Below are 25,189 nucleotides of genomic sequence, written 5' to 3' on the forward strand. Positions count from 1 at the left end.
TGTGATTATGCTAGCTCAGCTTTCTGATGCGTGGATGCAGCGATTCGCTGGAATCGGGCGTTTATATGGGCAACAAGCCCTTCATCTTTTTGCACGTTCACATGTGTGTGTTATTGGCGTGGGCGGCGTCGGCGTGTGGGCTGCTGAAGCATTAGCGCGTTCAGGAATTGGCGCTATCACCTTGATAGATATGGATGATATCTGCGTGACAAATACGAATCGCCAACTTCATGCATTGAAATCAACAGTGGGGCTACCTAAAGTTGATGTGATGAAAGAGCGCATTTTGGCAATCAACCCTGAGTGTACCGTGAATGTTATCGATGATTTCATTACGGTGGATAATGTGGCTGAATACCTCTCTTTGGGATTTGATTACGTTATTGATGCCATTGACAGTGTAAGACCAAAAGCGGCGCTGCTGGCGTATTGTCGACGTTTTAAAATTCCTATCGTGACGACGGGGGGCGCAGGTGGTCAAATTGATCCAACCCAAATTCAAGTCGCGGATTTAGCAAAGACAGTTCAAGATCCTTTGGCAGCGAAATTACGCGAACGCCTGAAATCAGACTTTAATATCGTGAAAAATGGCAAAGGTAAATTGGGAATCGATTGTGTGTTTTCGACGGAGCAGTTGGTCTATCCACAAAGTGATGGAACAGTATGCGCGGCAAAAAGCACAGCAGATGGTTCAAAACGTATGGATTGTGCATCAGGATTTGGTGCGGTCACGATGGTAACAGCCAGTTTTGGCTTTATTGCGGTGTCCCATGCGTTGAAAAAGATGGTTGCAAAGGCACAAAGAGAAGTTAAACAGTAGAATTGAGGCTACGATGTAGCCTCAATGGGATAATCATTCTGCTGGGGTCATTTCACCCGCAATGTTTTTGATTGCTGTAATTAGTGCGTGGATCCCATTTTGTCGGGATTCACTGAGTTGCCCTGTTAGACCAGTTTGACTAAAAATATCTTCAAAATCAGTCTCTAAAATTTGCTGTGCATTTTTCTGTTCAACGCAGGCGAGCAAAATAGCAAATAACCCTTTCACTACACGACCTTCGCTATCCCCATAAAAATGGAATGTATCATCATCATTGAGAATAGCGCCAATCCATACACGGTTTTCACACCCTTGAACTTCCTGAGTCTGCTGCTTTTCTTCTTCTGTGAGAGAGGGTAGTTTTTTCGCGAGCTGAATGAGTAAGCGATATTTATCTTCCCACGCTTTTTGTTTGGAAAACTGTTCAACGATTTCGTGAATGACAATTTCTGTGCCAAATGGATGAGAAGCCAGTTCATGTCGAGACAAAGTCATTAGATTACCTTTTAATCATTTAAAATCGAAAGTGCAAATTTCACTGAATCAATAAATTTATCAATATCTTGCTTGTTGTTATATGGCATGGCTGAGATGCGTAAACAGCCGCTAATATTGAGTGAATCCATCAATGGTTGAGCACAATGTTGTCCATAGCGTAATGCAATTTTCTGTTCGGTCAAGAAAAGCCCTAAATCACTATGGTGAATATTGTGGAAATTGAAAGATAAAAGCGGTGAATTTTGAGTTCGATAGAAAATCGCGCCTTCGAGCTGAGAAAGCTGCTCATAGGCATAGTCTATCAGAGCACAAGTATAGGCTTCTGCTTGCGTTAAGTTTTGCGTTGAAAGCCACTCAAGCACAGCTGAAAAGGCTATTACACCCGCGATATTCGGTGTTCCAGCTTCAAATCGCTGAGGGATTGGGGCGAGGGTGAAGCCTGAAAAATCAACATGATTCAACATTTTACCGCCGCCATGCCATGGGCTCATATTGGCTAAATGCTCGGGTTTTCCATAGCAGATACCTAAACCTGTAGGCCCATATAATTTGTGCGCTGAAAAAGCGTAGAAATCTACATTGGTTTCCATGACGTTAAGAGGGTGGTGCACAACGCCCTGAGCGCCATCAACAACGATTTTTGCACCAAATTGATGGGCAAGTGTGGTTATCGCGTTAATGTCCGGCTGGTAGCCCGTTACGTTAGACATTTGCGTTACTGCAACAATTTTGCTTTTGGTGTTCAAGAGTGATTGCAGCGTATTGAGATCTAAGGTTAAGTCAGGAGCCACTGTCCATTTAACAATCTTTGCGCCTGTCTGTTGTGCCAACATCAGCCAAGGCAGCAAGTTTGAGTGATGCTCAGTCTCACTGACAATAATTTCATCACCTGCTTGGAGTTTTTCACGGAAATAACTCTGTGCAATCAAGTTAATAGATTCAGTAGTGCCACGTGTCCAGATAATGGATTTTTCGTCCGGTGTTTGGATCAATTTTGCTGTGAATACGCGACCTTGTTCGTACAAGCGAGTAATTTTTAATGCTTCAGGAGATTGCCCTCGATAGACCGAACTGCCAGAAAAGCGATAGTAATCATCAGAGGCGTTGATCATATCCAACGGTTTTAGGGCGGTGGCGGCGCTATCAAGGAAAACAATATCAGAGCCGATGGCTGGAAATTGCTGACGAAATTGAGGGGCGTTAAAGTTATCCATTATGCTGATTCTTTGATGTTAGCTATCCAACAGGTGAATGTGGCTGTGGTTATGAATGTGCGTTGATTATGATAATAACGGAAAACAGCGAATAAGTAGATGGAGATAAAAAATGTTATTCAGTTATCGATTATTAGAAATAATTTGTTACACTTAACAGGAAGATTTTTGCGCAAATTTTTGAATAATTGCGCGCCTGAAAAAAGTTAACGCACTAAATCGATGAAGGTTTGCTTTTTAACCTAATGGTTAAATTTAATTTAAGATGCGTTTTTTGGGCTTTTTTACTCGAAATCCGATGGGATAATGTTTTTTTATCTTTCATAATGGATTTTATGGCGCCCAAAATAAAAAAAGCACCGCGCTTAGGCGGTGCACTATAAAAATCACTATGGACAGACAGGGTAAATGTACAGGAAGTGAAAAAAAACAGTAGCAATCGCTACAAAGCCTGGATTAACCAGACAACTTGCAAACACAACATCACAACCACAAAGCCAAAAGTTTCAAAGTAACTAAACTCTGCAACTTTTCGTTCCGGCTTAGGAAGTGCGCATACTATAGGTATTTACTGGCGTATCCTCAAGGGACAATTTATAATGCTTCGGATGAGAAAAACTAATGCGTATAACGAAGCTGAGTCGAAGAGATTATGTCTAAAAGATTACCGCCTTTAAATGCTCTGAGAGTGTTTGATGCCGCCGCCCGTCATTTAAGTTTTACTAAAGCGGCAGATGAATTATTTGTGACACAGGCAGCTGTCAGTCATCAAATAAAAAGCTTAGAAGATTTCCTCGGATTAAAGCTATTTCGCCGTCGAAATCGTTCATTGCTGCTGACGGAAGAGGGGCAAAGTTATTACCTTGATATTAAAGAAATTTTCTCGTCTTTAAATGAAGCGACGAGAAAGCTTCAGGCCAGAAGTGCAAAAGGCGCACTAACTGTAAGCTTATCGCCAAGTTTCGCGATACAATGGTTGGTTCCTCGGCTTTCTGGATTTAACCAAGCTTTCCCAGGTATTGATGTGCGTATTCAAGCAGTTGATCGGGAAGAAGATAAACTAGCGGATGATGTGGATGTTGCCATTTTTTATGGCAGAGGAAACTGGACTGGCTTAAGAACGGACAGACTCTACGCCGAATATTTAATGCCAGTGTGTTCACCTTCGTTAATGACCGGAGGGAATCAACTGAAGAACCCAGAAGATTTAGCGAAGCATACGTTGCTTCATGATTCTTCTCGCCGTGATTGGCAAGCTTATGTTAAGCAATTAGATTTGCAAAATATTGTGAATGTGCAGCAAGGACCTATTTTTAGCCATAGCGCTATGGTGATCCAAGCAGCAGTTCATGGGCAAGGGGTGGCATTAACCAACAATGTGATGGCAAAGAATGAGATTGATGCTGGCAGATTGGTGTGTCCGTTTAGCGAAGTATTAGTCAGTAAAAATGCATTCTATCTGGTCTGCCAAGAGAGTCAGGCCGATTTAGGGAAAATAGCGGCATTTCGTCAATGGATCCTTGCACAAGCAGCCAGTGAGCAAGAAAAGCTTGGCTTTATTACCAATGACCAAGATTTGACGCATATACAATAATCAAACAGTTAAAACGAAGGTGCTATTGTGAATAGTCGTTTGATGTTAATTTTTGCAGGGATTAGTGGATTTTTTATTGTTGCATTTGGCGCCATTGGCTCTCATGCGCTTTCTCCAATTATGAGCGCTCATCAAATGGCTTGGATTGAAACAGGGCTGCGTTATCAAATGTTTCATACCGTTGCATTAATGGTGCTGGGTGCGGTATTACTGCGTAAAGTCATTTTGTGGTTCTATTGGGCGGGCGTATTTTTCTCCGTAGGCATACTTCTTTTTAGCGGTAGCCTTTATTGTATGGCCTTATTGCAGGTAAAATACTTCTCTTATTTTACGCCAATAGGTGGCGTTTGCTTCCTCGTTGGCTGGCTTTTAGTTGTTATTGGCGCTATGCGTCTAAGGAAATCGGCGTCACGCAATGAGTAATAAAATTGCATTATATTGCCGCCCGGGCTTTGAAAAAGAGTGCGCAGCAGAAATTACAGATAAAGCAGGGCAACGCGAAATTTACGGTTTTGCCCGCGTTAAAGAAAATAGCGGTTATGTTATTTTCGAATGTTATCAATCTGAGGATGCAGACATCCTTGCGCGCACGCTTCCATTTCGTGAATTGATTTTTGCTCGCCAAATGTTTGTAGTGGGTGATTTATTAAAAGATTTACCGCCAGAAGATAGAGTTACACCGATTGTGAACGCGCTTAGCCAACAGGTTGAGAGAGCGGGGGATCTGCGTGTTGAAGTTGCGGATACCAATGAATCAAAAGAATTAATGAAATTCTGCCGTAAATTTACGGTACCTCTGCGTAATGCGTTACGCCAAGAGAAAGTTTTATTGGCGCAAGAGAACTTTAAACGCCCAGTCGTCCACGTGTTCTTTATTGCGCCGGGGTGCTGCTATACAGGTTATTCTTATTCGAATAATAGCTCGAATTTCTATATGGGGATCCCGCGCTTGAAGTTCCCATCGGATGCACCAAGCCGTTCGACGTTAAAGCTGGAAGAGGCTTTCCATGTGTTTATTCCTTATGAAGAGTGGGATGAGCGCCTTGCGAGTGGCATGAAAGCGGTGGATTTAGGCGCATGCCCTGGGGGATGGACTTACCAGCTCGTCAAACGCAGCATGATGGTGGAAGCGGTAGATAATGGTCCAATGGCGGAAAGCCTGATGGATACAGGACAAGTTCGACATCACCGTGAAGATGGTTTTAAATTTAAGCCAACCTCTCAAAATATCACGTGGCTCGTATGTGATATGGTGGAAAAACCTGCCAAGGTTGCTGCATTAATGACTCAGTGGCTGCAAGAAGGCTGGTGTCGCGAGACCATTTTTAACTTGAAGCTGCCGATGAAAAAACGCTATGAAGAAGTGGCGCATATTCTGGAAAAAATGAAAGCTCAGCTGAAAGAGAATGGTATCAATGTTCTGATCCAAGCGAAACAGCTTTACCATGACCGTGAAGAAGTTACTGTGCATGTACAACGTGTTTGGTCTGCAAACCCAATGGCGCGTGAATATTATTAAGTCAAAGCTGGGTTGGTTTGAATAGCAAAAAGGTCACTTTGAAGTGACCTTTTTTTGTGTTTGCTATCTAGCTTCGTAGCGTAACTGATTCAGATTACCTTTCAAGGTAATATCTGTTTTTAATGTGGCAATATCGCGACAGATAAGCGCAATTTCTTGTTGGTTAATTAGTTTTTTCTGCCATTTTTCTTCAAGAACATCAAAGTTGGCGTACAAATTTTCAATAGTGTGGAATCGCTGAAGTAACTCAGTGGCACTTTTGGTGCCAATCCCTGCAACTCCAGGAACTTTACTGCTACTGATCCCCGCTAAACCCCAGTAATCAGGTAGTTGTTCAGGCTTGACTCCAAATTCATTCTCGATGAAAGGTACGTCCAACCAACGTTTTTGAAAGTAGTCACGGATACGCAGGTTTGGAGAGAGTAGCTGGCAGTAACCTTTATCGGTAGAGACGATGGTGACGGTATGCCCAGAATCGGCAATACGTTTAGCGAGAGTGGCGGCTAAATCATCGGCTTCATCACCTTCAGATTGCCAGCAATGAATACCATTTTCTTCAAACTGAGCAACGAGTTGAGGTAACTCAGCTTGTAAGTTTTCAGGCATAGGCTGACGCCCTGCTTTATAGTCAGGCAGTTTTTCATGACGCCAACTATGGTGGCGACCTTCTTCATCAAATACTGCCACAATATGGGTGGCGTTAGTATGGTTAATCAATTGAGAAATAGCGGATAAACAGATTTCTCCACATGGGCTCCCCTGAACCGCGTGGATACGTCGAATTAAGTTTAAAGCATCAATAATTAATAAATGGATCATAAGCCGTTTGGTCGTTAAACGCGCCTTCCTTGGCACGTAGGTGATTATTTCACAATTTCATAGCAAGGTTCGTAAGCGGTGCCACCCGGCAACTTCATACGATGCTGTTTCACGAAACCTTGGAGTAAAATGTCCATGCGTTTCATGATATCGCTATCCCCATGAATTTTGAAAGGACCATGTTTTTCAATCGCTTTCATGCCGACTTCTTTTACGTTACCCGCGACAATTCCAGAGAAAGCACGGCGTAAATCGGAAGCCAGTTTTTCTGGGGATTGACCCGGATGCAGGTTCAGTGACGCCATATTTTCGTGAGTCGGCTCAAACGGGTGCTGTAGCTCAGGGGCGATTTTAATCGACCAGTTGAAGCTGTATGCGTCACCCGTATTACGACGGCTCTCTTTCACTGCAGACATGCCTTTTTTCATCACGCGTGCCACTTCTTGCGGGTTGTCGATAATGATTTGGTAATGTTTGCTCGCTTCATCTCCCAGAGTATGGCGAATAAAATCATCAAGAACAGAGAAGTATTCCGCGCTTTCTTTTGGTCCAGTCAGGACTAATGGCAGCACTTGCTCGGTATTTTCAGGATCCATCATAATACCCAACAGATAAAGGAGCTCTTCTGCGGTTCCCACGCCACCAGGGAAAATAATAATCCCGTGGGCTAAACGGACAAATGCCTCAAGACGTTTTTCAATGTCTGGCATGATGATCAGTTCATTAACTAATGGGTTAGGTGGCTCAGCCGCGATGATGGATGGCTCAGTTAACCCGATAAAACGGCTGTCTTTATAACGCTGTTGAGCATGACCTACCGCGGCACCTTTCATTGGCGCTTCCATAGCTCCCGGTCCACAACCTGTGCAGATGTTCAGTTCACGCAAGCCTAGTTCATTACCGACTTTACGACCATACAGGTATTCATTTTCATTAATGGAGTGTCCACCCCAGCACACGATCATATTCGGATCTTCACCAATATGTAGCGCACGGGCGTTACGTAAGATGGAAAAGATCATATTAGTGAGGTGAGTGCTATTTTCTAAATCGAGATGGAACTGCTGTTTGGCATTAGTTATTTGAGCGTGAACAAACAGAATATCGCGCAGTACGGCAAACAAGTTCGCTTGTAATGAACGAATGATTTTACCGTCAACGAACGCTTTTTCTGGTGGGTTAATAAGCTCTAATTTGATACCACGTTCACGACGTAAAATGTTGATATCAAAACCTGCACTTTTTTCTAAAAGTTCTTTACTGCTGTCAGTTAAGCTTCCTGAATGTAATACCGCTAAGGAGCAGTTTCGATATAGCTGATACAAATGGCTGCTCGCCGTACGTTTCAGCATATCGACTTCAAGCTGAGACAATAGATCCATAGATCCTAATGGACTGATATGAGTAATCAAGTAACACTCCTTTGCCCAATTGGGCTCTTGACGCGTGAATTACATTGAAAATGATTTAAATAGCATTCTCTTAAATTACACTGATTTTCAATTTAGTAGGTACTTATTGCCGTGCCAAACGACCCGTGTCAGGCTCGAATTGTTCATTACTGCGCCATGGGTTGATATCAAGCCCACCTCGGCGAGTATAGCGTGCATACACAGATAATTTCTCTGGTTTGCACAGTATTGTTATGTCGTTGAAAATGCGCTCCACACACTGTTCGTGGAATTCATTATGATGACGAAATGAGACGAGGTAACGTAATAACGCTTCACGGTCAATTTTTGGACCACGATAATGAATTTGTACTGATCCCCAATCAGGTTGGTTGGTTATCAAACAATTTGATTTCAACAGGTGGCTGACGAGGGTTTCTTCGACAACCTCTGGTTGAGTGCAATCGACCAAATAGTCGCGATTAAATTCATAGTTATCGATGTCAATCTCTTGCTCATCAATACAGACACCTTGGAATTGGTGAATGGCTTGCTGAGTAAAGTCATCAAGTTTATAAAGTGTAACCTTAACCTCGCCATTAGCACAGCGGCTTAGGTCATTTTGCAAAACGCTTCGCACATTTTCCCACGTTTCGAAGCGAGTCTGATTGAAACTATTGAGATAAAGCTTGAAGCTTTTTGATTCCACCAAGTTTTCACTTGTGGCATCTACACTGACGGAGCCTATCGCTACTTGAGGAACACCACGGGTATTTAGCCAAGAGAGTTCATACAGTGTCCAAATATCGGCGCCGTGGAATGGCAGTGTATCAGCATGAATATCCAAAGGAACGCGATTAAGGCTACGCGGCACCGCTTGCAATAAAGCGGCATCATATTGGTCATGATAAGCCGTCTTTTTCCCGAGAGTTAAATTATCGAGAGCGGGGTTATTTTGATAGTGAGACATAGTGATCCTTATCTTTTCGGCGTGTCAGTGCTGAACATTGGCAAACTGAGTGCATTTTATTCGTTTGTTAACTTCTGTCATAATACCACTTATCCATAATATTGAGCCTGCCAATTTGAATTGGTTTTAATAATGTTATTTCTCACAATTGAAAAACGATGAATACAATAATCTCTGATTTAATTAAAAATTTTACCAGCCAGTATGTGGCTAAGTGGCAAGAAGCTACGGGGCTTCCACCGGTGTCTGCTGAGCTGTATGGGGTACCTTCTCCTTGCATCGTTCGTACTGGTGATGATGTGGTTTATTGGGAGCCTAAGCCGTTTCCATTAGAAGAGAAAAGTTTAAATAATGTCGCTAATGCGCTAGATCTCCAATTACAGGACGATATTCACGCTTTTTATACCTCTCAGTTAGCAGGAGATATGAGCGCGACGTTGGGTGATTTATCATTGAATTTGGTGCAAGTGTGGAGCGAAGAGGACTTTATTCGCTTACAGGAAAACTTGATTGGGCATTTAGTGACTCAAAAGCGCTTAAAGTTACCACCAACGCTGTTTATTGCCACGTTAGACTCTGAATTAGAAATGATTTCTATGTGTAATTTAACAGGGGAAATTATTGTTGAAACGTTTGGAAGCAAGCAACGACAAGTTATTGCAGAAAATCTTGCGAGCTTTATTCAACAACTGAAGCCCGTTATATCATCTCAGGGGTAAGTGATTTATGGCATGGTGCTGTAGGTTATCGCCTACAATTTGGTTAAGCCATATCTTAATAATTTTTCACATCATCGAAATGAGAACTATTTAACTTTTAATTTCATAGCGTTACTATCCATTTTAAGTTTTTTATCATTTTTTGAATCATCTGAATGTAGAACACTAGGTTGTTTGCTTAATGGATTTAATACATTCTTATCGGGCTGGACAGGGTAGTTGTTTAGCTTTTTTACATATAAAAAACAAGGAAATGGATAACCTGGCAGAGCGGTTGGTCTGCTAAATTTTTATCTAACAGGATGTTAGGCGGCAGGAAGTCGCATTGCAGGATGCAAGTCAATTGATAGATAAGTAGCCAGTTAGTTTTAACTGGCTACTTTTTTTATTTCTGAGCTGAGTTTGAGTATTGGGTGAGGGACTCAATAATATTTTGGGACATGGCTTCTCTCAGTGCTTCGCGCTTACGGAATTCGGAACGTCTCTGGCTTTTCACTGATTCGATATCACGCATTGGCTCTTGAAGTGGTAATTGATACCAACCTTCGGCATTTAAAACGCCGCCACACTCTTCCCAAAAAGTATCGTAGCTAGATTTTAAATGCTGGCTTTTGATATGGCTATTATTTGAAATCCCGAGAATAGATTTGATTTGGAAATAAGCAGCTACCGCATAAATAGCAGACATTAAAAGATTTTTAGGCCTCATTGCATGCATCTGTTTCGTAATGGATTTCACTTGCTCTACGCTCTGTTCTGTCGATGGCCCTTGTAGGGAACAGACATAAAGCTGACCTTGTTCACCAAATGAAAAGCTCATCAAATAGATTTCATCACCCGTTTCATTGAGTAAATGGATGGAGAGATCCCCTTCACGTGGATATTGAGAATAGATCATTTTTAATTGGGCAAAATCACCGGATTTTAGCTCAATATTCGCGACCGTTAAGCCGTCTCGTTTATCCGAAAACATGGCGGTGATAGCTTCAGGCGTAAAGGTTTTTTCAATTAAATCTAACGTATAGCTTGCAGTGGATAATTTCTGTTTACCACTCCACGTTTTATGCAGGTATTTGTTAATCGGTCGCTCAATAAATTGAGGTACGCCATCGATGGTCGCTGATAGCAGGGCGCTTTGGTATGTATCGCACATCGATTGATATTGCTGATATTGTTGTGAAGGCAACTTAGCAATACGGAGCTTTCTTTTTAGCTGTACATATTTGTTAGTGAAAGATTTCCATGTCTTGTTTTGTTGGCGCCACTGTTTTAATAGTCCCATAGATAAACCATCTTTATGTTAATAATGAAAAAAGCAAACTGTGCATAAAAACATTCAATAATAAAGGCAGAATATACAACAAATGATAAACAATTATTAATTGTTTTAGTCAATGTGAATAAATGGACGTAGATACATAATTTGGAGACGCATGATTGCTTTTTGCTTGTCTCATCCCCATGTTTGCGACAACACTGTGTCCAAAAATACGGTATATTTTGAATTATTATCTTTGAATAGGTTTTAGTATGAATATTGAGCAGCGCATCCTTGAGAAACTCAGTCATCTTGAAATAGAGATGAGAGCCAAATCCTTATGGGAAGAAGTTCCTCCAAGTCCAGACGCGTTTGAGAGTGTGGAACCTTTTGCCATCGATACGATGGAAGCCGCCCAATGGCTTCAGTGGATTTTAATCCCTCGACTGACAGCAATGATTGATCAAGGTGCCATGTTGCCGAGCAATTTTGCTATCGCACCGTATTTTGAAGAGATCTACAAAGACGATGAAGAAGGGCGCTTTATTGCATTCCTCGATCATTTGCGTGAGTTAGATAGCTACTTTCAATTCACTGTGATGGGCGAATAACGGATGCTGGATATTATCTACCAAGATGAGTATGTGGTTGCTGTTAATAAACCAGCAGGCATGTTGGTGCATCGCAGTTGGCTCGACAGCAAAGAGACGGTGTTTGTGATGCAAACACTGCGTGACCAAATTGGGCAGCATGTGTTCCCAATCCACCGTCTTGATAGACCAACATCGGGTGTGTTGTTGTTTGCATTATCCAGTGAAGTAGCAAGGTCACTCGCCGAGCAGTTTGAGCAGCATACCATGGAAAAAGTGTACCATGCGATTGTGCGGGGCTACGTTACAGAAGGGGATAGATTAGATTATCCGTTACTTGAGGAACTCGACAAAATTGCGGATAAACACGCCACTAAAGAGCCTCGGTTACAAGAGTGTGTCACCCATTATAAACCCTTGGCGACAGTCGAGTGTTCAGTGGCAATTGGGCGTTATGATACAGCGCGTTTTAGCCTTGTTGAGCTTAAGCCTGAAACTGGACGCAAACACCAATTAAGACGTCATATGTCCCATTTACGTCATCCCATTATTGGGGATAGTAAACATGGAGATTTACGTCAAAACCGCGGTGTGAGTGAGCATTTTTCAGTCTCTCGCTTGATGCTGCACGCTAGCCAGCTAATATTTATTCACCCTATAACAGAAGAAAAAATATCGTTAGTCGCGGCATGGGATGCACAATGGCTATCATTAGTTGAACAATTTGGATGGGGTGATACTGTCTCAAAGCTCGATATTAATGTGATTGATTATCCTGTTTGATAGACTTTTATAAGGAGGACGTAGTGTCCAAAATCGGAATTTTTGTCGGAACAGTGTATGGCAACGCATTAGCGGTTGCGGAAGTGGCGCAAGAGCTCTTCGAACAGCAAGGTCATGAAGTGGCAGTGTTTGAGGAGCCAACGCTAGCGGATTGGCAAGTCTATAATGCGGGGGAAGGCGTTGCTCTGGTGATCACTTCCACTACCGGACAAGGTGATATTCCCGATACCATTGCGCCTCTTTTTTATGAAATTAAAGATGTTGTCGGCTATCAACCTGAATTGAAATATGGCGTGATTGCCTTAGGTGATAGCAGCTATGAGAACTTCTGCGGAGCGGGTAAACAGTTTGATGAGTTATTAGCTGAGCAATCTGGCAGCCGTATTGGCGATGTGTTGTTTATTGATGCCACTGAAGTGGAAGAGCCGGAAGAGTTCGCCAAAGTGTGGTTACAATCTTGGGCGGATTTGCTGTAAATCGCGAGCCTTATGCATCTGCACTGTAAACAGGTCGGCTTACAGTGCAGTGAGGAATTGGACTATTTACGAGTAAGTTTCTCGAGATCCGCTTCAATTTCTGCGATTTTATTGGACACAACGTGTTCTAAATGACGCAGGTCATCCAAAATTTTGTGTTTTAAATCAACATCTGTTTGGTCGTTTTGACAAATTTGGTCTAGTTCTTCAATCACATAACGTAAGTTAGTATTGATTTCGTTAATTTCTTTGAAGTTGTTGCTGCCATCAGTTGCTGCAACAGTTTTACGCTGGCGTGGGTACTTAAATTTCACGCTTTTAGCGAAAAACTCGCCTTTATCTTTGCGAAAGTAAATTTTTAAAATATCGTTATTAGCTTCTTGGCGCAGGGAATAGCGGTCGATATCTTGCGGATTGCTGATACCTAAACTTTTCAAATTATCGTACATGTTAGCTCGCTTAATCGTAAGGGACTGTGTCGATGACTTTTAGGGTTATAAATAAGGGCTATAAACAAGGCAGTCTCTTTTTATAACCATTTACTGAGCCCTAATTGCTTATAAAATGATGAGTTACAAAACAACCATCTAATAATAGCAGCTAATTGACCAAGGGCTGTAAATTCTCGGTCATATTATGCGCGATTAATCCAGTTTGACCAACCTCTGTTTGTAATAGAATCTGCTTTATTATTTGCGTTATCTATCTATAACCCAGAGGCTTCTGCTGACTTAACGAGAGATTTATGCTTGAGGTGCAGGATTTTCCATTGTTAATCAATAGATCAGCGGAGCAATGACTCAATGGGACACTCGGCTACCCGATTCGCTGATGGACATGCGCTTCGGGGTAGCTTCGCGTTTTACACCTTACAACCCTTAAACTATAAGGGGAGGTGAGAGAGTTTAGAATTTGATTAGTAATTGATTCGGTAACTTACAAGTAAGTCACTGATCTATACTTACTCATCAATACTTCTTAATAACTCATTGATACCGACTTTACCGCGGGTTTTTTCATCGACTTTTTTCACGATCACGGCGCAGTACAGGCTGTAGCTACCATCTTTGGACGGTAAGTTGCCAGAAACAACAACGGAGCCCGCAGGTACGCGACCATAGAAGATTTCACCCGTTTCACGGTCATAGATCTTGGTGCTTTGACCCAGATAAACGCCCATAGAAATCACGGAACCTTCTTCAACAATCACGCCTTCAACCACTTCAGAACGTGCGCCGATAAAGCAGTTATCTTCGATAATTGTTGGGTTTGCTTGTAATGGCTCCAGAACACCACCGATGCCGACGCCACCAGAAAGGTGAACGTTTTTACCAATTTGGGCACAAGAACCGACTGTTGCCCATGTATCAACCATTGTTCCTTCATCAACATACGCACCGATGTTGACGTAAGATGGCATCAATACACTGTTTTTGGCGATATAAGCCCCTTGGCGTACGGCTGCTGGTGGAACAACACGGAAGCCTTCACGTTCAAAGCGAGCTTTGTCGTAATCTGCAAATTTCATTGGAACTTTATCAAAATAGCGGCTTTCAGCGCCTTCGATGACTTGGTTATCATGAATACGGAAAGATAATAAAACTGCTTTTTTCAGCCACTGGTGAGTGACCCAAACACCCGCAATTTTTTCTGCAACACGCAGTTTACCGCTATCTAATAAAGCGATGGTTTCCATCACGGCTTGTTTGACTGTTGGCGTGACAGTATTCGGGGTAATGGATGCGCGATCTTCGAATGCTTGCTCAATAATTGTTTGTAATTGTTGCATTAATGCTGTTTCTCCTTCAATGATTCTCAGTCAGGTAACATGCCATAAATTAGACTGGCACTATATTTTATCCTTCGATTTAAGGGCTTCTGTCAACCTTTCTGATAACTCTTGTTGCATATTTTTATCTAACGCTTTGTGTTCTCTATCTGCCAATACAAAAAAGTCTTCTACTTTTTCGCCAATAGTCGTGATGCGGGCGCCATATAAAGAAATCTCCATTTGAGCGAAAATGTGCCCCACTTTGGCGAGCAATCCGGGTTGGTCAAGCGCGAATAACTCCATGTAGGTACGACGGTCATTATTGGAGTGTAGAAAATTCACTTTGGTTGGTACGCTGAAATGACGTAGCTTCGCAGGAAGAGTTCGCGGTTTTGGTAATGGAATTTCAGGTTGTTGAACTGCCAGTAACAGCGCCTTACGAATGTGTTCATATCTATCTTTCGAAAGTGGCGAGCCATTAGGTTCGAGTACCACGAAAGTATCCATCGCCATATTATCTTTATTAGTAAAAATTTGAGCGCTATGAATGCTGAGGTTGCGTCTATCCAGCTCACTGGCAACGGCTGCAAATAAATGCGCTTTGTCGTGGCACCAGATAAAAATTTCTGTTCCGCCATGTTTCTGTTGAGTACTGATTAACACCAAAGGCTGGGTTAAATCATGTTTGAGCAGGTGATTGGCGTGCCAAGCCAGTTGAGTCGGCGTGTGGCGCAAGAAATAATCCGCATGGCAGCGTGACCACAGAGTGTTGAGCTGCTCTTCATCGATGTGCGATTGTCGAAGTAGCGATAGCGCTTGGTAACGATGATGACGAATGCGTTCACGAAGATCGGGCGTGCTTTGCATGCCTTGGTTGAGTTGATGTTCGGTAGAAAGATAAAGCTCACGGATCAAACTTTGCTTCCAGCTATTCCATAACGTGCTGTTGGTGGCACAAATATCGGCAACGGTTAGGCACATCAGGTAATTCAAGCGCGCTGTCGATTTAACTTCCCCGGCAAACTGTTTGATCACATCCGGGTCTTGAATATCTCGGCGCTGGGCGGTCACGGACATCAATAAGTGATTTTTCACCAGCCATGCGACAAGCTCGGCATCTTTGGTTGTAAAATCATGTTGAAGAGCAAATTCATAGACAAATTCAGCACCGAGATCGGAGTGATCCCCTGAGCGCCCTTTGGCAATATCATGAAACATCGCCGCTAAGCGTAACAGCTCTGGCTGTAAAATCTTAGGATAAACACTGACACATAGCGGGTGCTCTCGGCGGTTCTCTTCCTGAGTGAAACTGTCGATTTTTTGCAGAACGCGAATGGTATGTTCATCTACGGTATAGGCGTGGAACAGGTCGAACTGCATTTGCCCGACAATATTGCTCCAAAATGGCGTATAGGCGCTGAGAACACTGTGTAAGTGCATCGGGACAAAAGCCCCTTTGATAGCTCTTGGATGGCGCAAAATTTTGACAAACATGCGGTGAGCTTCAGGAATTTCGCATAAGGGGACTTTCAGATCGCGCCGTGCAAAGCGTAATTGACGTAATGTGGTGGAGTAGATCCCTTCAATATTGGGGTTGCGAGCCATTTGATAAAACATTTTCAAAATAGCGTCTGGCTGCTTAATAAACAGCATTTCGTCAATCACATCGATTAAGTTGCCACGCAGTTGAAAATATTCATCAATAGGGCGCGGTTTTTCATTAGGATTTAATGCCAAGATAGCTTCATCAAACAGTTGCAGCAGCATTTGGTTCAATTCCCTAACGCGGCGAGTGACGCGATAGAAATCTTTCATCATACGCTCAACTGGTTGGTTCCGCTCGCCGGTGTAACCTAATGATTGTGCGACACTAAATTGACGGTCAAACAGTAGTCGGTTGTCATAGCGCTTGACCACTAAATGCAAGGCAAAGCGGATTTTCCATAAAAATGATAAACACTCTTTAAGCTCTTGGCGTTCTTCTTCGGTGAGGAAACCAAAGCCAACCATTTCATCGACGGTTGTCGCACCAAAATGACGGCGGCCTACCCACAGTAAGGTATGAATATCCCGTAATCCGCCGGGGCTGCTTTTAATATCTGGCTCTAAGTTGTAGCTAGTGCTGTGATAACGCTGATGGCGTTCTTGTTGTTCGGTTAGTTTCGCGGCAAAAAAGGTCGCGGATGGCCAAAAGTCATCACTAAAAATAGTTTTCTGTAAGCTTAAGAATAGGGCGATGTCACCACATATTAAGCGCGATTCAATCAGATTGGTCGCCGTGGTTAAGTCTTGTTTTCCTGCTTGAATGCACTCTTCCAATGAGCGAACACTGTGCCCGATATCAAAACGCAAATCCCACAGTAAGGTAATGAACTGACCGACTTTAGTGGCAATCTCTTCAGGAAGCGGTTGCTGGCTGAGAATTAAAATGTCAATGTCTGATAGCGGGTGTAGCTCATGACGACCATAGCCTCCGACGGCAATCAACGACATCTCTGAACATTGGTCAAAATGGTAACTCTGCCAAAGCTTGGTGAGTAAGGCATCAAGATAGTCACTGCGGGCGCGGAGTAAATCCACGACATTTTGCCCTTGGTGAAATGCAGATTCTAACCAAGCATCAAATTGATCAACGTGTTGCCGAAGCGTTGAGAGTTCAAGATCGGAAGGCTGGAATTGAGTGGGAGATAAATAGCTGTTTGAAGGTGCCGTCATCATCATCTGTCCGTGTTGAGAGCCATACAGAAATTATGATCAGCTTACGTTTTTTTAGGGGGGATGAACAGAAAAACTAAGCTCCCCCAAGGAGGAGCTTGAAATACGATTATTCGTTGATCAGAACCGCAGAAATAAATGGCTCTTCTTCTTTACGCAGAGTTAAAATTTCACAGCCGTTGTCAGTCACCGCTAAGGTGTGCTCGTACTGTGCAGACCAACCACGGTCTTTAGTTTTGACTGTCCAGCCGTCTTTCATGGTACGAATACGGAAATCACCGGTATTTACCATTGGTTCGATAGTGAAGGTCATGCCTTTTTGCAGCACAACGCCGCTGTCATCTGCATCATAATGCAGCACTTGTGGCTCCTCGTGGAAACCTTCACCGATGCCGTGACCGCAATATTCGCGAACTACTGACAGGTCTTGTTTCTCAACAAACTCTTGAATGGCTTTACCGATAGTGCGTAAACGGATACCTGGTTTAACCATGCGGATTGCCAGATACAGACTCTCTTGAGTCACTTGGCACAGGCGCTCACCTTGGATAGTTGGTTTACCGACGATGAACATTTTAGAAGTATCGCCGTGGAAGCCATTTTTGATGACAGTGACGTCGATGTTAACCACATCACCATCTTTCAGAATTTTATCGTCGCTTGGAATACCGTGGCAGATAACATCATTCACAGAAATACAAACAGACTTAGGGAAACCATGGTAGTCAAGGCAGGCTGGGATCGCTTGTTGTTGCTCAACAATGTGTTTGTGGCAAAGGCGATCCAATTCACCTGTACTGACTCCCGGCACAACATGCGGTGCGATCATTTCTAACACTTCAGCTGCTAGGCGACCAGCAACCCGCATTTTCTGAATATCTTCTTCAGTTTTGATAATAATAGCCATGAGTTCAGTCCATATATGTCAGCAAGGAATTTGCGACATGTTAAAAAAAGGGTTTGGAAATGGGCAATTGTTGCGACATTTTTACCGTTGATGCTGAGTATGGTAACAGTCACCGCATTTTCTGCCAACTAGTAGGCGATATGTTTAGATGCCCACAATTCGATTAAAAACAGATAATGGAGCACAGGGTAAGCCAAGCCTTAGGCGTGGTTTGTTCAAATTGAGCTTTCTAGAGCACAAATTGTCAAAAATGCCAGTCGATTTTTGATGGTGAATTTTTTGTCTTGACCATTTTTCGCTATCGCTTTGTTGTTGCTCCATATTTGCACGGAGGCTCTTTTGTGACGGGAAAAATTCATTGATATTTGAATAGTACACTTAGTTTTTATCAGCGAAAAAAACAACAATTATTGGATTACAACTGCATTTTATGGTATAAAGCGCGCCGGCAATCCATATTTTTCTCTTTATCTCATTTTTTAATCTAATTTGGATTAGTGAGTGAATCTTAAAGGCATCGATTGGATGTGCGTAAATTAAAACTCAATTGTGTAATAACACACACGAATCGGCACGTGCGCCGGGGTGCTCTTATGCGTTTAGACGCAGCTATAGAGTCGGTAGCATGGGATTCGTGGAGGCATAACCCCAATTACTTATATACAGAGGTATAAAATGGCAACTGTTTCCATGCGCGATATGTTACAAGCGGGCGTTCACTTTGGTCACCAGACTCGTTACTGGAACCCTAAAATGAAACCTTTCATTTTCGGCGCTCGTAACAAAGTTCATATCATCAACTTGGAAAAGACTGTTCCAATGTTCAACGAAGCTCTGGCTGAGTTGACTAAAATTGCTTCTCGTAAAGGCAAGATTCTGTTTGTTGGTACTAAACGTGCTGCAAGCGAAGCCGTTCAAGAAGCTGCTGGAAGCTGTGATCAATATTTCGTAAACCACCGTTGGTTAGGTGGGATGCTGACTAACTGGAAAACTGTTCGTCAGTCAATCAAACGTCTGAAAGATCTGGAAGTTCAGTCACAAGACGGTACTTTCGACAAACTGACCAAGAAAGAAGCGCTGATGCGTACTCGTGAACTTGGTAAGTTAGAAAACAGCTTAGGCGGTATCAAAGATATGGGCGGTTTACCAGACGCTCTGTTCGTTATCGATGCAGACCACGAACACATTGCTATCAAAGAAGCTAACAACCTGGGTATCCCAGTATTCGCTATCGTTGATACTAACTCTGATCCAGACGGTATCGACTTCGTTATCCCTGGTAACGACGATGCAATCCGTGCAATCAAACTGTATCTGGGCGCTGTTGCAAACACCGTTCGTGAAGGTCGTTCACAAGATCTGGCTGTTCAAGCAGAAGAAAGCTTAGTAGAAGCTGAATAATAAGGCAAAAGCCCTTATTAACCAGGTATTGCTATATATTGGTTAGAAGGGGCCTACTTAGGCCCCTTTTGTCTCTGTGAATCAGAATTATCCTTGTGGGAAAGTCCCGTGAGGCATATCGAGGAATAAATCACATGTCTGGAATTACCGCTGCATTGGTAAAAGAACTGCGCGAACGTACTGGCGCAGGTATGATGGAATGTAAAAAAGCATTAGTTGAAGCTAACGGCGACATCGAATTAGCAATCGACAACATGCGTAAATCAGGTCAAGCGAAAGCAGCTAAAAAAGCAGGCCGTGTTGCTGCTGAAGGCGTTATCCTGACTGAAGTTTTCAACGACGGTAAAACTGGTGCGCTGATCGAACTGAACTGCGAAACTGACTTCGTTGCTAAAGATGCTGGTTTCTTAGCATTCGGTAAAGAAGTTTTAGCTTCTGTTGTTGCTGATAAAAACGCTGACATCGACGCTCTGAAAGCAAAATTCGAAGAAGCTCGTACAGCTTTAGTTGCGAAAATTGGTGAAAACATCAATATCCGTCGCGTTGCTATTCTGGAAGGCGCACAAGTAGGTAGCTACCTGCACGGCGCTCGTATCGGTGTTCTGGTTGCTGGCGAAGGCGCAGATGAAGAACTGCTGAAACACATCGCTATGCACATTGCTGCAAGCAAGCCAGAATATGTGACTCCAGAAAACGTTCCAGCTGACGTTGTTGCTCACGAGCACCAAATTCAGTTAGACATCGCTATGCAATCTGGTAAACCACGCGAAATCGCTGAAAAAATGGTTATCGGTCGCATGAACAAATTCACTGGCGAAATCTCTCTGACTGGCCAGCCTTTCGTAATGGATCCAAGCAAATCTGTTGGTGACTTACTGAAAGAAAAAGGTGCTAACGTAACTAACTTCATCCGCTTTGAAGTTGGTGAAGGTATCGAGAAAGTTGAAACTGACTTCGCAGCAGAAGTTGCTGCAATGAGCAAGTAATCAACGAAAAGGGCCGCCGATTGGCGGCCTTTCTTTAATACACTGCATATTTCAAGCTGCATGCATTCGCCTCCTTTGGTGTAGCGACTCAACTTCCTGCAACTTGAACTATTTTTGTGTAGCATTCTGTATCAAATACATTTTTCGGCATATAGAGCGAGATTCTATATGTATGACTCCAATAATGACCTGTTAGGACACAACTCATGGCAACCAATGCAAAACCCGTTTATCAGCGTATTCTGCTTAAACTAAGTGGCGAGGCTCTACAAGGTGCAGAAGGTTTTGGTATCGATGCTAGCGTTTTAGATCGTATGGCTCAGGAAATCAAAGAACTTATAGAACTGGGTATACAGGTCGGTGTGGTTATTGGTGGTGGTAACTTGTTCCGTGGTGCCGGTCTGGCACAAGCAGGCATGAACCGCGTTGTTGGTGACCATATGGGTATGCTGGCAACCGTGATGAATGGTCTGGCAATGCGTGATGCGCTGCACCGTGCATACGTAAACGCAAGACTGATGTCTGCAATTCCACTCAATGGTGTGTGTGACAACTACAGCTGGGCTGAAGCTATCAGCTTACTGCGTCACGGCCGTGTGGTTATCTTCTCTGCGGGAACAGGAAATCCATTCTTCACAACGGACTCAGCAGCTTGCTTACGCGGTATTGAAATTGAAGCTGATGTTGTACTGAAAGCCACAAAAGTTGATGGCGTTTACTCGTCAGATCCTGCCAAAGATCCTGATGCCGTTCTGTATGAAAACCTGAATTATCAAGAAGTTCTTGAGCGTGAATTGAAAGTTATGGATTTAGCTGCATTTACGCTAGCACGCGATCACAACCTGCCAATTCGTGTTTTCAACATGAATAAGCCAGGTGCATTACGCCGTGTTGTGATGGGTGAAAACGAAGGAACTCTGATTTCTCACAATTAATACTCAGAGACATGACCTGAGTTTGAATGTATTATCTAACATAAATTCAGACAATTTAAGCGAGGCTGCTTTGCGGCCTTTAATAACAAGTTCTTAAGGGTTGATAACGTGATTAACGAAATCCAAAAAGATGCTCAAGACCGTATGGAAAAGAGCCTTGAAGCACTAAAAAGTCAAATCAGCAAAGTTCGTACTGGCCGCGCTTCTCCAAGCCTGTTAGACGGCATCTCTGTTGAATATTACGGTTCAGCAACGCCTCTGCGTCAATTAGCTAACGTGACTGTTGAAGATTCACGTACATTAGCAATTTCTGTTTTTGACCGTAGCATGTCACCTGCAATTGAAAAAGCGATCATGGCGTCTGACTTAGGTCTGAACCCATCTTCAGCAGGTACTGTTATCCGCGTTCCACTTCCTCCATTAACGGAAGAGCGTCGTAAAGACTTAATCAAAGTGGTTCGTGGTGATGCTGAGCAAGGTCGTATCGCAATTCGTAACGTCCGCCGTGACGCGAACGATAAAGTTAAAGCTTTACTGAAAGACAAAGAAATCAGTGAAGATGACGAGCGCCGTTCACAGGATGACATCCAAAAGCTGACTGATAACTTCATCAAAAAAGTGGATGAAGCATTAGCTCAGAAAGAAGCGGAGCTGATGGAGTTTTAATCCATCTTGATAATAAAGCCATCTGAACACATTTTTTAAAAGTGTGCTTTAGCATGGCTTTATTATTTATCATTTCTATTAAACAATCCTTTCTTATCGCTAAGCTGATATAATCTCAGTATTGAATTAATACAGAGTATCTGATCACTATGAAACGTCTTACTATCCTGGGTTCTACAGGTTCAATCGGTACAAGTACACTTTCTGTTGTTCGTCAAAACCCTGATAAATTCCAAATTCTTGCATTAGTCGCAGGTAAAAACGTGACTGAGATGGCAAGTCAGTGCCTTGAATTTAATCCTAAATATGTCTCAATGGCTGACGAAAGCGCAGCGAAAGCATTACGTACTATTTTGACGGAAAATAACTGCAAAACAGAAGTTTTATCTGGTACAGAATCCGCTATTGAACTTGCTGGATTAGATGATGCGGATCAAGTGATGTCTGCTATTACTGGCGTGGCGGGGCTACTCCCAACGTTGTCAGCAATCCGCAAAGGGAAAAGAATATTATTAGCGAATAAAGAGTCTTTGATCACCAGTGGCCGTTTATTCTTTAATGCGATTCGAGAGCACCAAGCGACAGTTTTCCCGATCGATAGCGAGCATAATGCGATTTTCCAAAGCTTACCTGAAGAGATTCAATTGAATTTAGGCTTTGCCGACCTGATGGCCTCAGGGATTTCCAGCATCGTATTAACAGGGTCTGGCGGACCATTTAGAGATACACCTTTATCTTATTTTGACCAAGTGACACCTGATGAGGCATGTAATCATCCTAACTGGTCAATGGGTCGCAAAATCTCAGTAGATTCCGCGACTATGATGAATAAAGGTCTAGAATATATCGAGGCCTGCTATTTCTTTAATGCGAACGAAAAGCAGATGGAAGTGATTATTCACCCTCAATCTGTGATCCACTCTATGGTTCGTTACCGTGATGGGAGTGTTATCGCCCAGTTAGGAACACCGGACATGCGTACACCAATTTCGTACAGCATGGCCTATCCTCAGCGTATTATGTCGGGTGCTAAGCCATTGGATTTCACTACGTTATCTTCGCTGACTTTTGTGGAGCCTGATTACCAACGTTATCCTTGCCTGAAACTGGCTATCGATGCATGTCACCAAGGGCAAGCGGCGACGACTGTATTAAATGGTGCGAATGAAATCACTGTCGGTGCATTCTTAGAAGAGAAAATTCGCTTTACGGATATTGCAAAAATCAATCACAAGATTATGGATAAATTAGATTTTTCGGAACCCACGTCTATTGATGAGGTCTTAGAAATCGATGCTTGTGCTCGTCGTGAAGCAGCTCAGCTAATTGCTCAAGAATTTTAATCTTGATATGTGATTTATTTAGTTGCTGATAACTATAATATATCTTTAATATGTGGCGTGTTGAGAATAGAAAGCTTATCAACAATAAGCATATTAAGGATGTGTCTTATCAGCAATTATAATCATAAGAGTTATGATTGAGCCGGATTTCCCAAGTAGTACAGACAAGGATTAACATTTAATGAACTCTAGTGGTGAAAATCTCTCTGATTCTATGATGCCTAAGCATGTTGCCATCATTATGGATGGTAATGGGCGATGGGCAAAACAGAGAGGAAAATTCAGAATTACTGGTCATCGAGCAGGTGTTGAATCTGTACGTAGTTCTGTGCGTTTTGCAGTAAAGAGTAATATTCGTTCCCTGACACTTTACGCATTCAGCAGTGAAAATTGGAAAAGACCAGAAAAAGAAGTCAGTTCGTTGATGGATCTGTTTGTTTTTGCATTAGATAATGAAGTCAAAAACCTGCATAAAAATAACGTAAAACTGAAAATTATTGGTGATGTTAGTCGCTTTAGTGAAACCTTAAGAAAAAGAATTGATAAAGCGGAAGCATTAACAGCAGGTAACACCGGTTTACAGCTGAATATTGCCGCTAACTACGGTGGACGCTGGGATATTGTAAATAGCGTTAAACAAGTTTATGAAAAAGTGAGTCGTGGTGAGTTATCTATTGATGACGTAACTGAAAGTACGATTAGCGACCATGTTTGTATGCATGACCAAGAGTGTGTTGATTTGGTGATCCGTACAGGTGGAGAACATCGCATTAGTAATTTCTTGTTATGGCAGGTTGCTTATGCGGAATTTTATTTCACCAACGTTTTATGGCCAGATTTTGATGAAATGGTGTTTCAGGATGCAGTCGATGCTTTTAGCAAGCGAGAACGGCGCTATGGTGGAGCAGAATCAGATGACGAACTCGTCAAATAAAAGGGGATGGATGTGCTGAAGTATCGTTTACTCACTGCGGTGATTTTAATTCCAATTGTTATTGCTGCACTTTTTTTACTGTCCCCAGCAAATTTCGGTTTAGTAGTGATAGCTGTCTGTGCGTTGGGCGCATGGGAATGGGCTCAATTTGCTGGATGGCATTCACAAACTAAACGCATCGGTTTAGCGGTTGTATTTGCGGCGGTATTACTCGCAATTCAATTTTCTTTACCAGACATGACCGCTCTTTCAAGTTCTCCGTTTATTTTATATAGCCTATGGGCGGGTTTAATCTGGTGGATTGCCGCCATTTTATTGGTTGTGACATACCCAGCCTCTGCCTCATGGGGTAAATCGGTCATCATTCGCTTACTGTTTGGTGTATTAACTATCGTGCCTTTCTATAGCGGCATGATGGTATTAAGAACCATTGGTTACCAAGCAGATACCTCTGTAGGGGCATGGTGGCTGCTCTACGTTATGTTATTGGTATGGGGTGCAGACTCCGGTGCTTATGCGTTTGGACGTACTATTGGTCGCAATAAAATGGCACCAAAAGTTTCTCCAGGTAAAACATGGGAAGGGTTAATCGGTGGTTTAATTACCGCTGGAATTATCTCATGGTTATTTAGCTTATATGCGCCAATCCCAGCAATGCCAGATTATTTACTAGTGACTTCAATTATTGTTGTTGTAGTATCTGTGTTTGGTGACTTAACAGAGAGTATGTTTAAGCGCCAATCCGGTATTAAAGACAGTAGTCATTTAATTCCAGGTCACGGTGGAATACTCGATAGAATTGATAGCCTAACTGCGGCAATCCCTGTATTTGCAGGGCTGAATTTGTTAGTTTTTAACGGTTTTGGTCTTTAGGAAGATT

At 42.7% G+C, this 25,189-nt stretch carries 25 protein-coding genes; 15 read left to right on the forward strand and 10 right to left on the reverse strand.

Annotated elements, in window-relative coordinates; translation table 11 throughout:
- Nucleotides 1-7: 7 nt before the first annotated feature.
- Nucleotides 8-820, forward strand: a complete 813-nt coding sequence (gene tcdA, locus GKR61_RS10540; RefSeq protein WP_154599804.1) for a tRNA cyclic N6-threonylcarbamoyladenosine(37) synthase TcdA — start codon at nt 8-10, stop codon at nt 818-820.
- 33 nt (nt 821-853) lie between these two features.
- Here tcdA and csdE read toward each other — a convergent pair whose 3' ends face one another.
- Entirely contained in the window at nt 854-1,315 is a 462-nt protein-coding gene (gene csdE, locus GKR61_RS10545) for a cysteine desulfurase sulfur acceptor subunit CsdE (protein ID WP_108478490.1), read from the reverse strand.
- A gap of 11 nt (nt 1,316-1,326) precedes the next feature.
- Nucleotides 1,327-2,532 carry a cysteine desulfurase CsdA gene (csdA, locus tag GKR61_RS10550; protein ID WP_154599805.1) on the reverse strand — a complete coding sequence of 402 codons (1,206 nt, stop codon included), beginning with the start codon at nt 2,530-2,532 and terminating at the stop codon, nt 1,327-1,329.
- A gap of 652 nt (nt 2,533-3,184) precedes the next feature.
- Between csdA and GKR61_RS10555 the strand changes: the two genes are divergently transcribed.
- From GKR61_RS10555 to rlmM, 3 genes are read left to right on the forward strand one after another with little or no spacing between them, the layout of a single operon-like run.
- Nucleotides 3,185-4,126 (forward strand): transcriptional regulator GcvA, encoded by a 942-nt coding sequence (locus tag GKR61_RS10555; protein WP_036956330.1) that lies wholly within the window; start codon nt 3,185-3,187, stop codon nt 4,124-4,126.
- Between the two features lie 27 nt (nt 4,127-4,153).
- On the forward strand, nt 4,154-4,549 hold the full coding sequence (locus GKR61_RS10560) for a DUF423 domain-containing protein (protein WP_036956331.1): 396 nt from the start codon (nt 4,154-4,156) through the stop codon (nt 4,547-4,549).
- Nucleotides 4,542-5,645 carry a 23S rRNA (cytidine(2498)-2'-O)-methyltransferase RlmM gene (gene rlmM, locus GKR61_RS10565; RefSeq protein WP_036956332.1) on the forward strand — a complete coding sequence of 368 codons (1,104 nt, stop codon included), beginning with the start codon at nt 4,542-4,544 and terminating at the stop codon, nt 5,643-5,645. The genes GKR61_RS10560 and rlmM overlap by 8 nt, the downstream gene beginning before the upstream one ends.
- A 63-nt stretch (nt 5,646-5,708) precedes the next feature.
- Here the strand turns inward: rlmM and xni are convergent, their stop codons facing one another.
- The 3 genes from xni to queF form a co-directional block, all read right to left on the reverse strand.
- Nucleotides 5,709-6,464 carry a flap endonuclease Xni gene (gene xni / locus GKR61_RS10570; RefSeq protein WP_154599806.1) on the reverse strand — a complete coding sequence of 252 codons (756 nt, stop codon included), beginning with the start codon at nt 6,462-6,464 and terminating at the stop codon, nt 5,709-5,711.
- 44 nt (nt 6,465-6,508) lie between these two features.
- A complete protein-coding gene (gene ppnN, locus GKR61_RS10575; RefSeq protein WP_036956334.1) occupies nt 6,509-7,876 on the reverse strand; it encodes a nucleotide 5'-monophosphate nucleosidase PpnN in 1,368 nt (455 codons plus the stop codon).
- A gap of 103 nt (nt 7,877-7,979) precedes the next feature.
- The gene (queF, locus tag GKR61_RS10580; RefSeq protein ID WP_154599807.1) at nt 7,980-8,825 is read right to left on the reverse strand and encodes an NADPH-dependent 7-cyano-7-deazaguanine reductase QueF; all 846 of its coding nucleotides are present in this window, start codon (nt 8,823-8,825) and stop codon (nt 7,980-7,982) included.
- Nucleotides 8,826-8,983: 158 nt separating this feature from the next.
- On the opposite strand from queF, the gene syd reads away from it, so the two are divergent.
- Nucleotides 8,984-9,544 carry a SecY-interacting protein gene (gene syd, locus GKR61_RS10585; RefSeq protein WP_154599808.1) on the forward strand — a complete coding sequence of 187 codons (561 nt, stop codon included), beginning with the start codon at nt 8,984-8,986 and terminating at the stop codon, nt 9,542-9,544.
- 385 nt (nt 9,545-9,929) lie between these two features.
- Here the strand turns inward: syd and GKR61_RS10590 are convergent, their stop codons facing one another.
- Complete coding sequence (locus GKR61_RS10590) at nt 9,930-10,826, reverse strand: VirK/YbjX family protein (protein WP_154599809.1); 897 nt, start codon at nt 10,824-10,826, stop codon at nt 9,930-9,932.
- Between the two features lie 248 nt (nt 10,827-11,074).
- Between GKR61_RS10590 and GKR61_RS10595 the strand changes: the two genes are divergently transcribed.
- Genes GKR61_RS10595 through GKR61_RS10605 form a run of 3 tightly spaced genes read left to right on the forward strand, consistent with a single transcriptional unit; the run spans nt 11,075 to nt 12,651 of the window.
- Nucleotides 11,075-11,413 (forward strand): YqcC family protein, encoded by a 339-nt coding sequence (locus GKR61_RS10595; RefSeq protein WP_036956339.1) that lies wholly within the window; start codon nt 11,075-11,077, stop codon nt 11,411-11,413.
- A gap of 3 nt (nt 11,414-11,416) precedes the next feature.
- Nucleotides 11,417-12,175 (forward strand): tRNA pseudouridine(65) synthase TruC, encoded by a 759-nt coding sequence (truC, locus tag GKR61_RS10600; RefSeq protein ID WP_036956341.1) that lies wholly within the window; start codon nt 11,417-11,419, stop codon nt 12,173-12,175.
- Nucleotides 12,176-12,198: 23 nt separating this feature from the next.
- Nucleotides 12,199-12,651 carry a flavodoxin gene (locus tag GKR61_RS10605; RefSeq protein ID WP_230085020.1) on the forward strand — a complete coding sequence of 151 codons (453 nt, stop codon included), beginning with the start codon at nt 12,199-12,201 and terminating at the stop codon, nt 12,649-12,651.
- Between the two features lie 62 nt (nt 12,652-12,713).
- Here GKR61_RS10605 and GKR61_RS10610 read toward each other — a convergent pair whose 3' ends face one another.
- The 4 genes from GKR61_RS10610 to map form a co-directional block, all read right to left on the reverse strand.
- Nucleotides 12,714-13,100, reverse strand: coding sequence for a DUF3461 family protein (locus GKR61_RS10610; protein ID WP_036956344.1), 387 nt, complete (start codon nt 13,098-13,100; stop codon nt 12,714-12,716).
- 512 nt (nt 13,101-13,612) lie between these two features.
- Nucleotides 13,613-14,440 carry a 2,3,4,5-tetrahydropyridine-2,6-dicarboxylate N-succinyltransferase gene (gene dapD, locus GKR61_RS10615; protein ID WP_036956346.1) on the reverse strand — a complete coding sequence of 276 codons (828 nt, stop codon included), beginning with the start codon at nt 14,438-14,440 and terminating at the stop codon, nt 13,613-13,615.
- A 60-nt stretch (nt 14,441-14,500) separates the two neighbouring features.
- Nucleotides 14,501-17,140 carry a bifunctional uridylyltransferase/uridylyl-removing protein GlnD gene (gene glnD / locus GKR61_RS10620; protein ID WP_154639765.1) on the reverse strand — a complete coding sequence of 880 codons (2,640 nt, stop codon included), beginning with the start codon at nt 17,138-17,140 and terminating at the stop codon, nt 14,501-14,503.
- Nucleotides 17,141-17,246: 106 nt separating this feature from the next.
- On the reverse strand, nt 17,247-18,044 hold the full coding sequence (gene map, locus GKR61_RS10625) for a type I methionyl aminopeptidase (protein ID WP_036956350.1): 798 nt from the start codon (nt 18,042-18,044) through the stop codon (nt 17,247-17,249).
- Between the two features lie 675 nt (nt 18,045-18,719).
- On the opposite strand from map, the gene rpsB reads away from it, so the two are divergent.
- The 7 genes from rpsB (at nt 18,720) to cdsA (ending at nt 25,182) form a co-directional block, all read left to right on the forward strand.
- Nucleotides 18,720-19,445 carry a 30S ribosomal protein S2 gene (rpsB, locus tag GKR61_RS10630; RefSeq protein ID WP_036956352.1) on the forward strand — a complete coding sequence of 242 codons (726 nt, stop codon included), beginning with the start codon at nt 18,720-18,722 and terminating at the stop codon, nt 19,443-19,445.
- Nucleotides 19,446-19,579: 134 nt separating this feature from the next.
- Nucleotides 19,580-20,431, forward strand: coding sequence for a translation elongation factor Ts (tsf, locus tag GKR61_RS10635; RefSeq protein ID WP_036956353.1), 852 nt, complete (start codon nt 19,580-19,582; stop codon nt 20,429-20,431).
- Nucleotides 20,432-20,637: 206 nt separating this feature from the next.
- The gene (pyrH, locus tag GKR61_RS10640) at nt 20,638-21,366 is read left to right on the forward strand and encodes a UMP kinase (protein ID WP_006814045.1); all 729 of its coding nucleotides are present in this window, start codon (nt 20,638-20,640) and stop codon (nt 21,364-21,366) included.
- A 108-nt stretch (nt 21,367-21,474) separates the two neighbouring features.
- Nucleotides 21,475-22,032, forward strand: coding sequence for a ribosome recycling factor (gene frr, locus GKR61_RS10645; protein WP_036956356.1), 558 nt, complete (start codon nt 21,475-21,477; stop codon nt 22,030-22,032).
- A gap of 149 nt (nt 22,033-22,181) precedes the next feature.
- Complete coding sequence (gene ispC, locus GKR61_RS10650) at nt 22,182-23,375, forward strand: 1-deoxy-D-xylulose-5-phosphate reductoisomerase (RefSeq protein WP_132496504.1); 1,194 nt, start codon at nt 22,182-22,184, stop codon at nt 23,373-23,375.
- 181 nt (nt 23,376-23,556) lie between these two features.
- On the forward strand, nt 23,557-24,309 hold the full coding sequence (gene uppS, locus GKR61_RS10655; RefSeq protein ID WP_154599811.1) for a polyprenyl diphosphate synthase: 753 nt from the start codon (nt 23,557-23,559) through the stop codon (nt 24,307-24,309).
- Nucleotides 24,310-24,315: 6 nt separating this feature from the next.
- The gene (gene cdsA / locus GKR61_RS10660; RefSeq protein WP_154599812.1) at nt 24,316-25,182 is read left to right on the forward strand and encodes a phosphatidate cytidylyltransferase; all 867 of its coding nucleotides are present in this window, start codon (nt 24,316-24,318) and stop codon (nt 25,180-25,182) included.
- The last annotated feature ends 7 nt before the right edge of the window (nt 25,183-25,189 follow it).

It is taken from the genome of Providencia sp. wls1916 (genome assembly GCF_009706585.1).
GTDB classification, from domain to species: Bacteria; Pseudomonadota; Gammaproteobacteria; order Enterobacterales; family Enterobacteriaceae; genus Providencia; species Providencia lanzhouensis.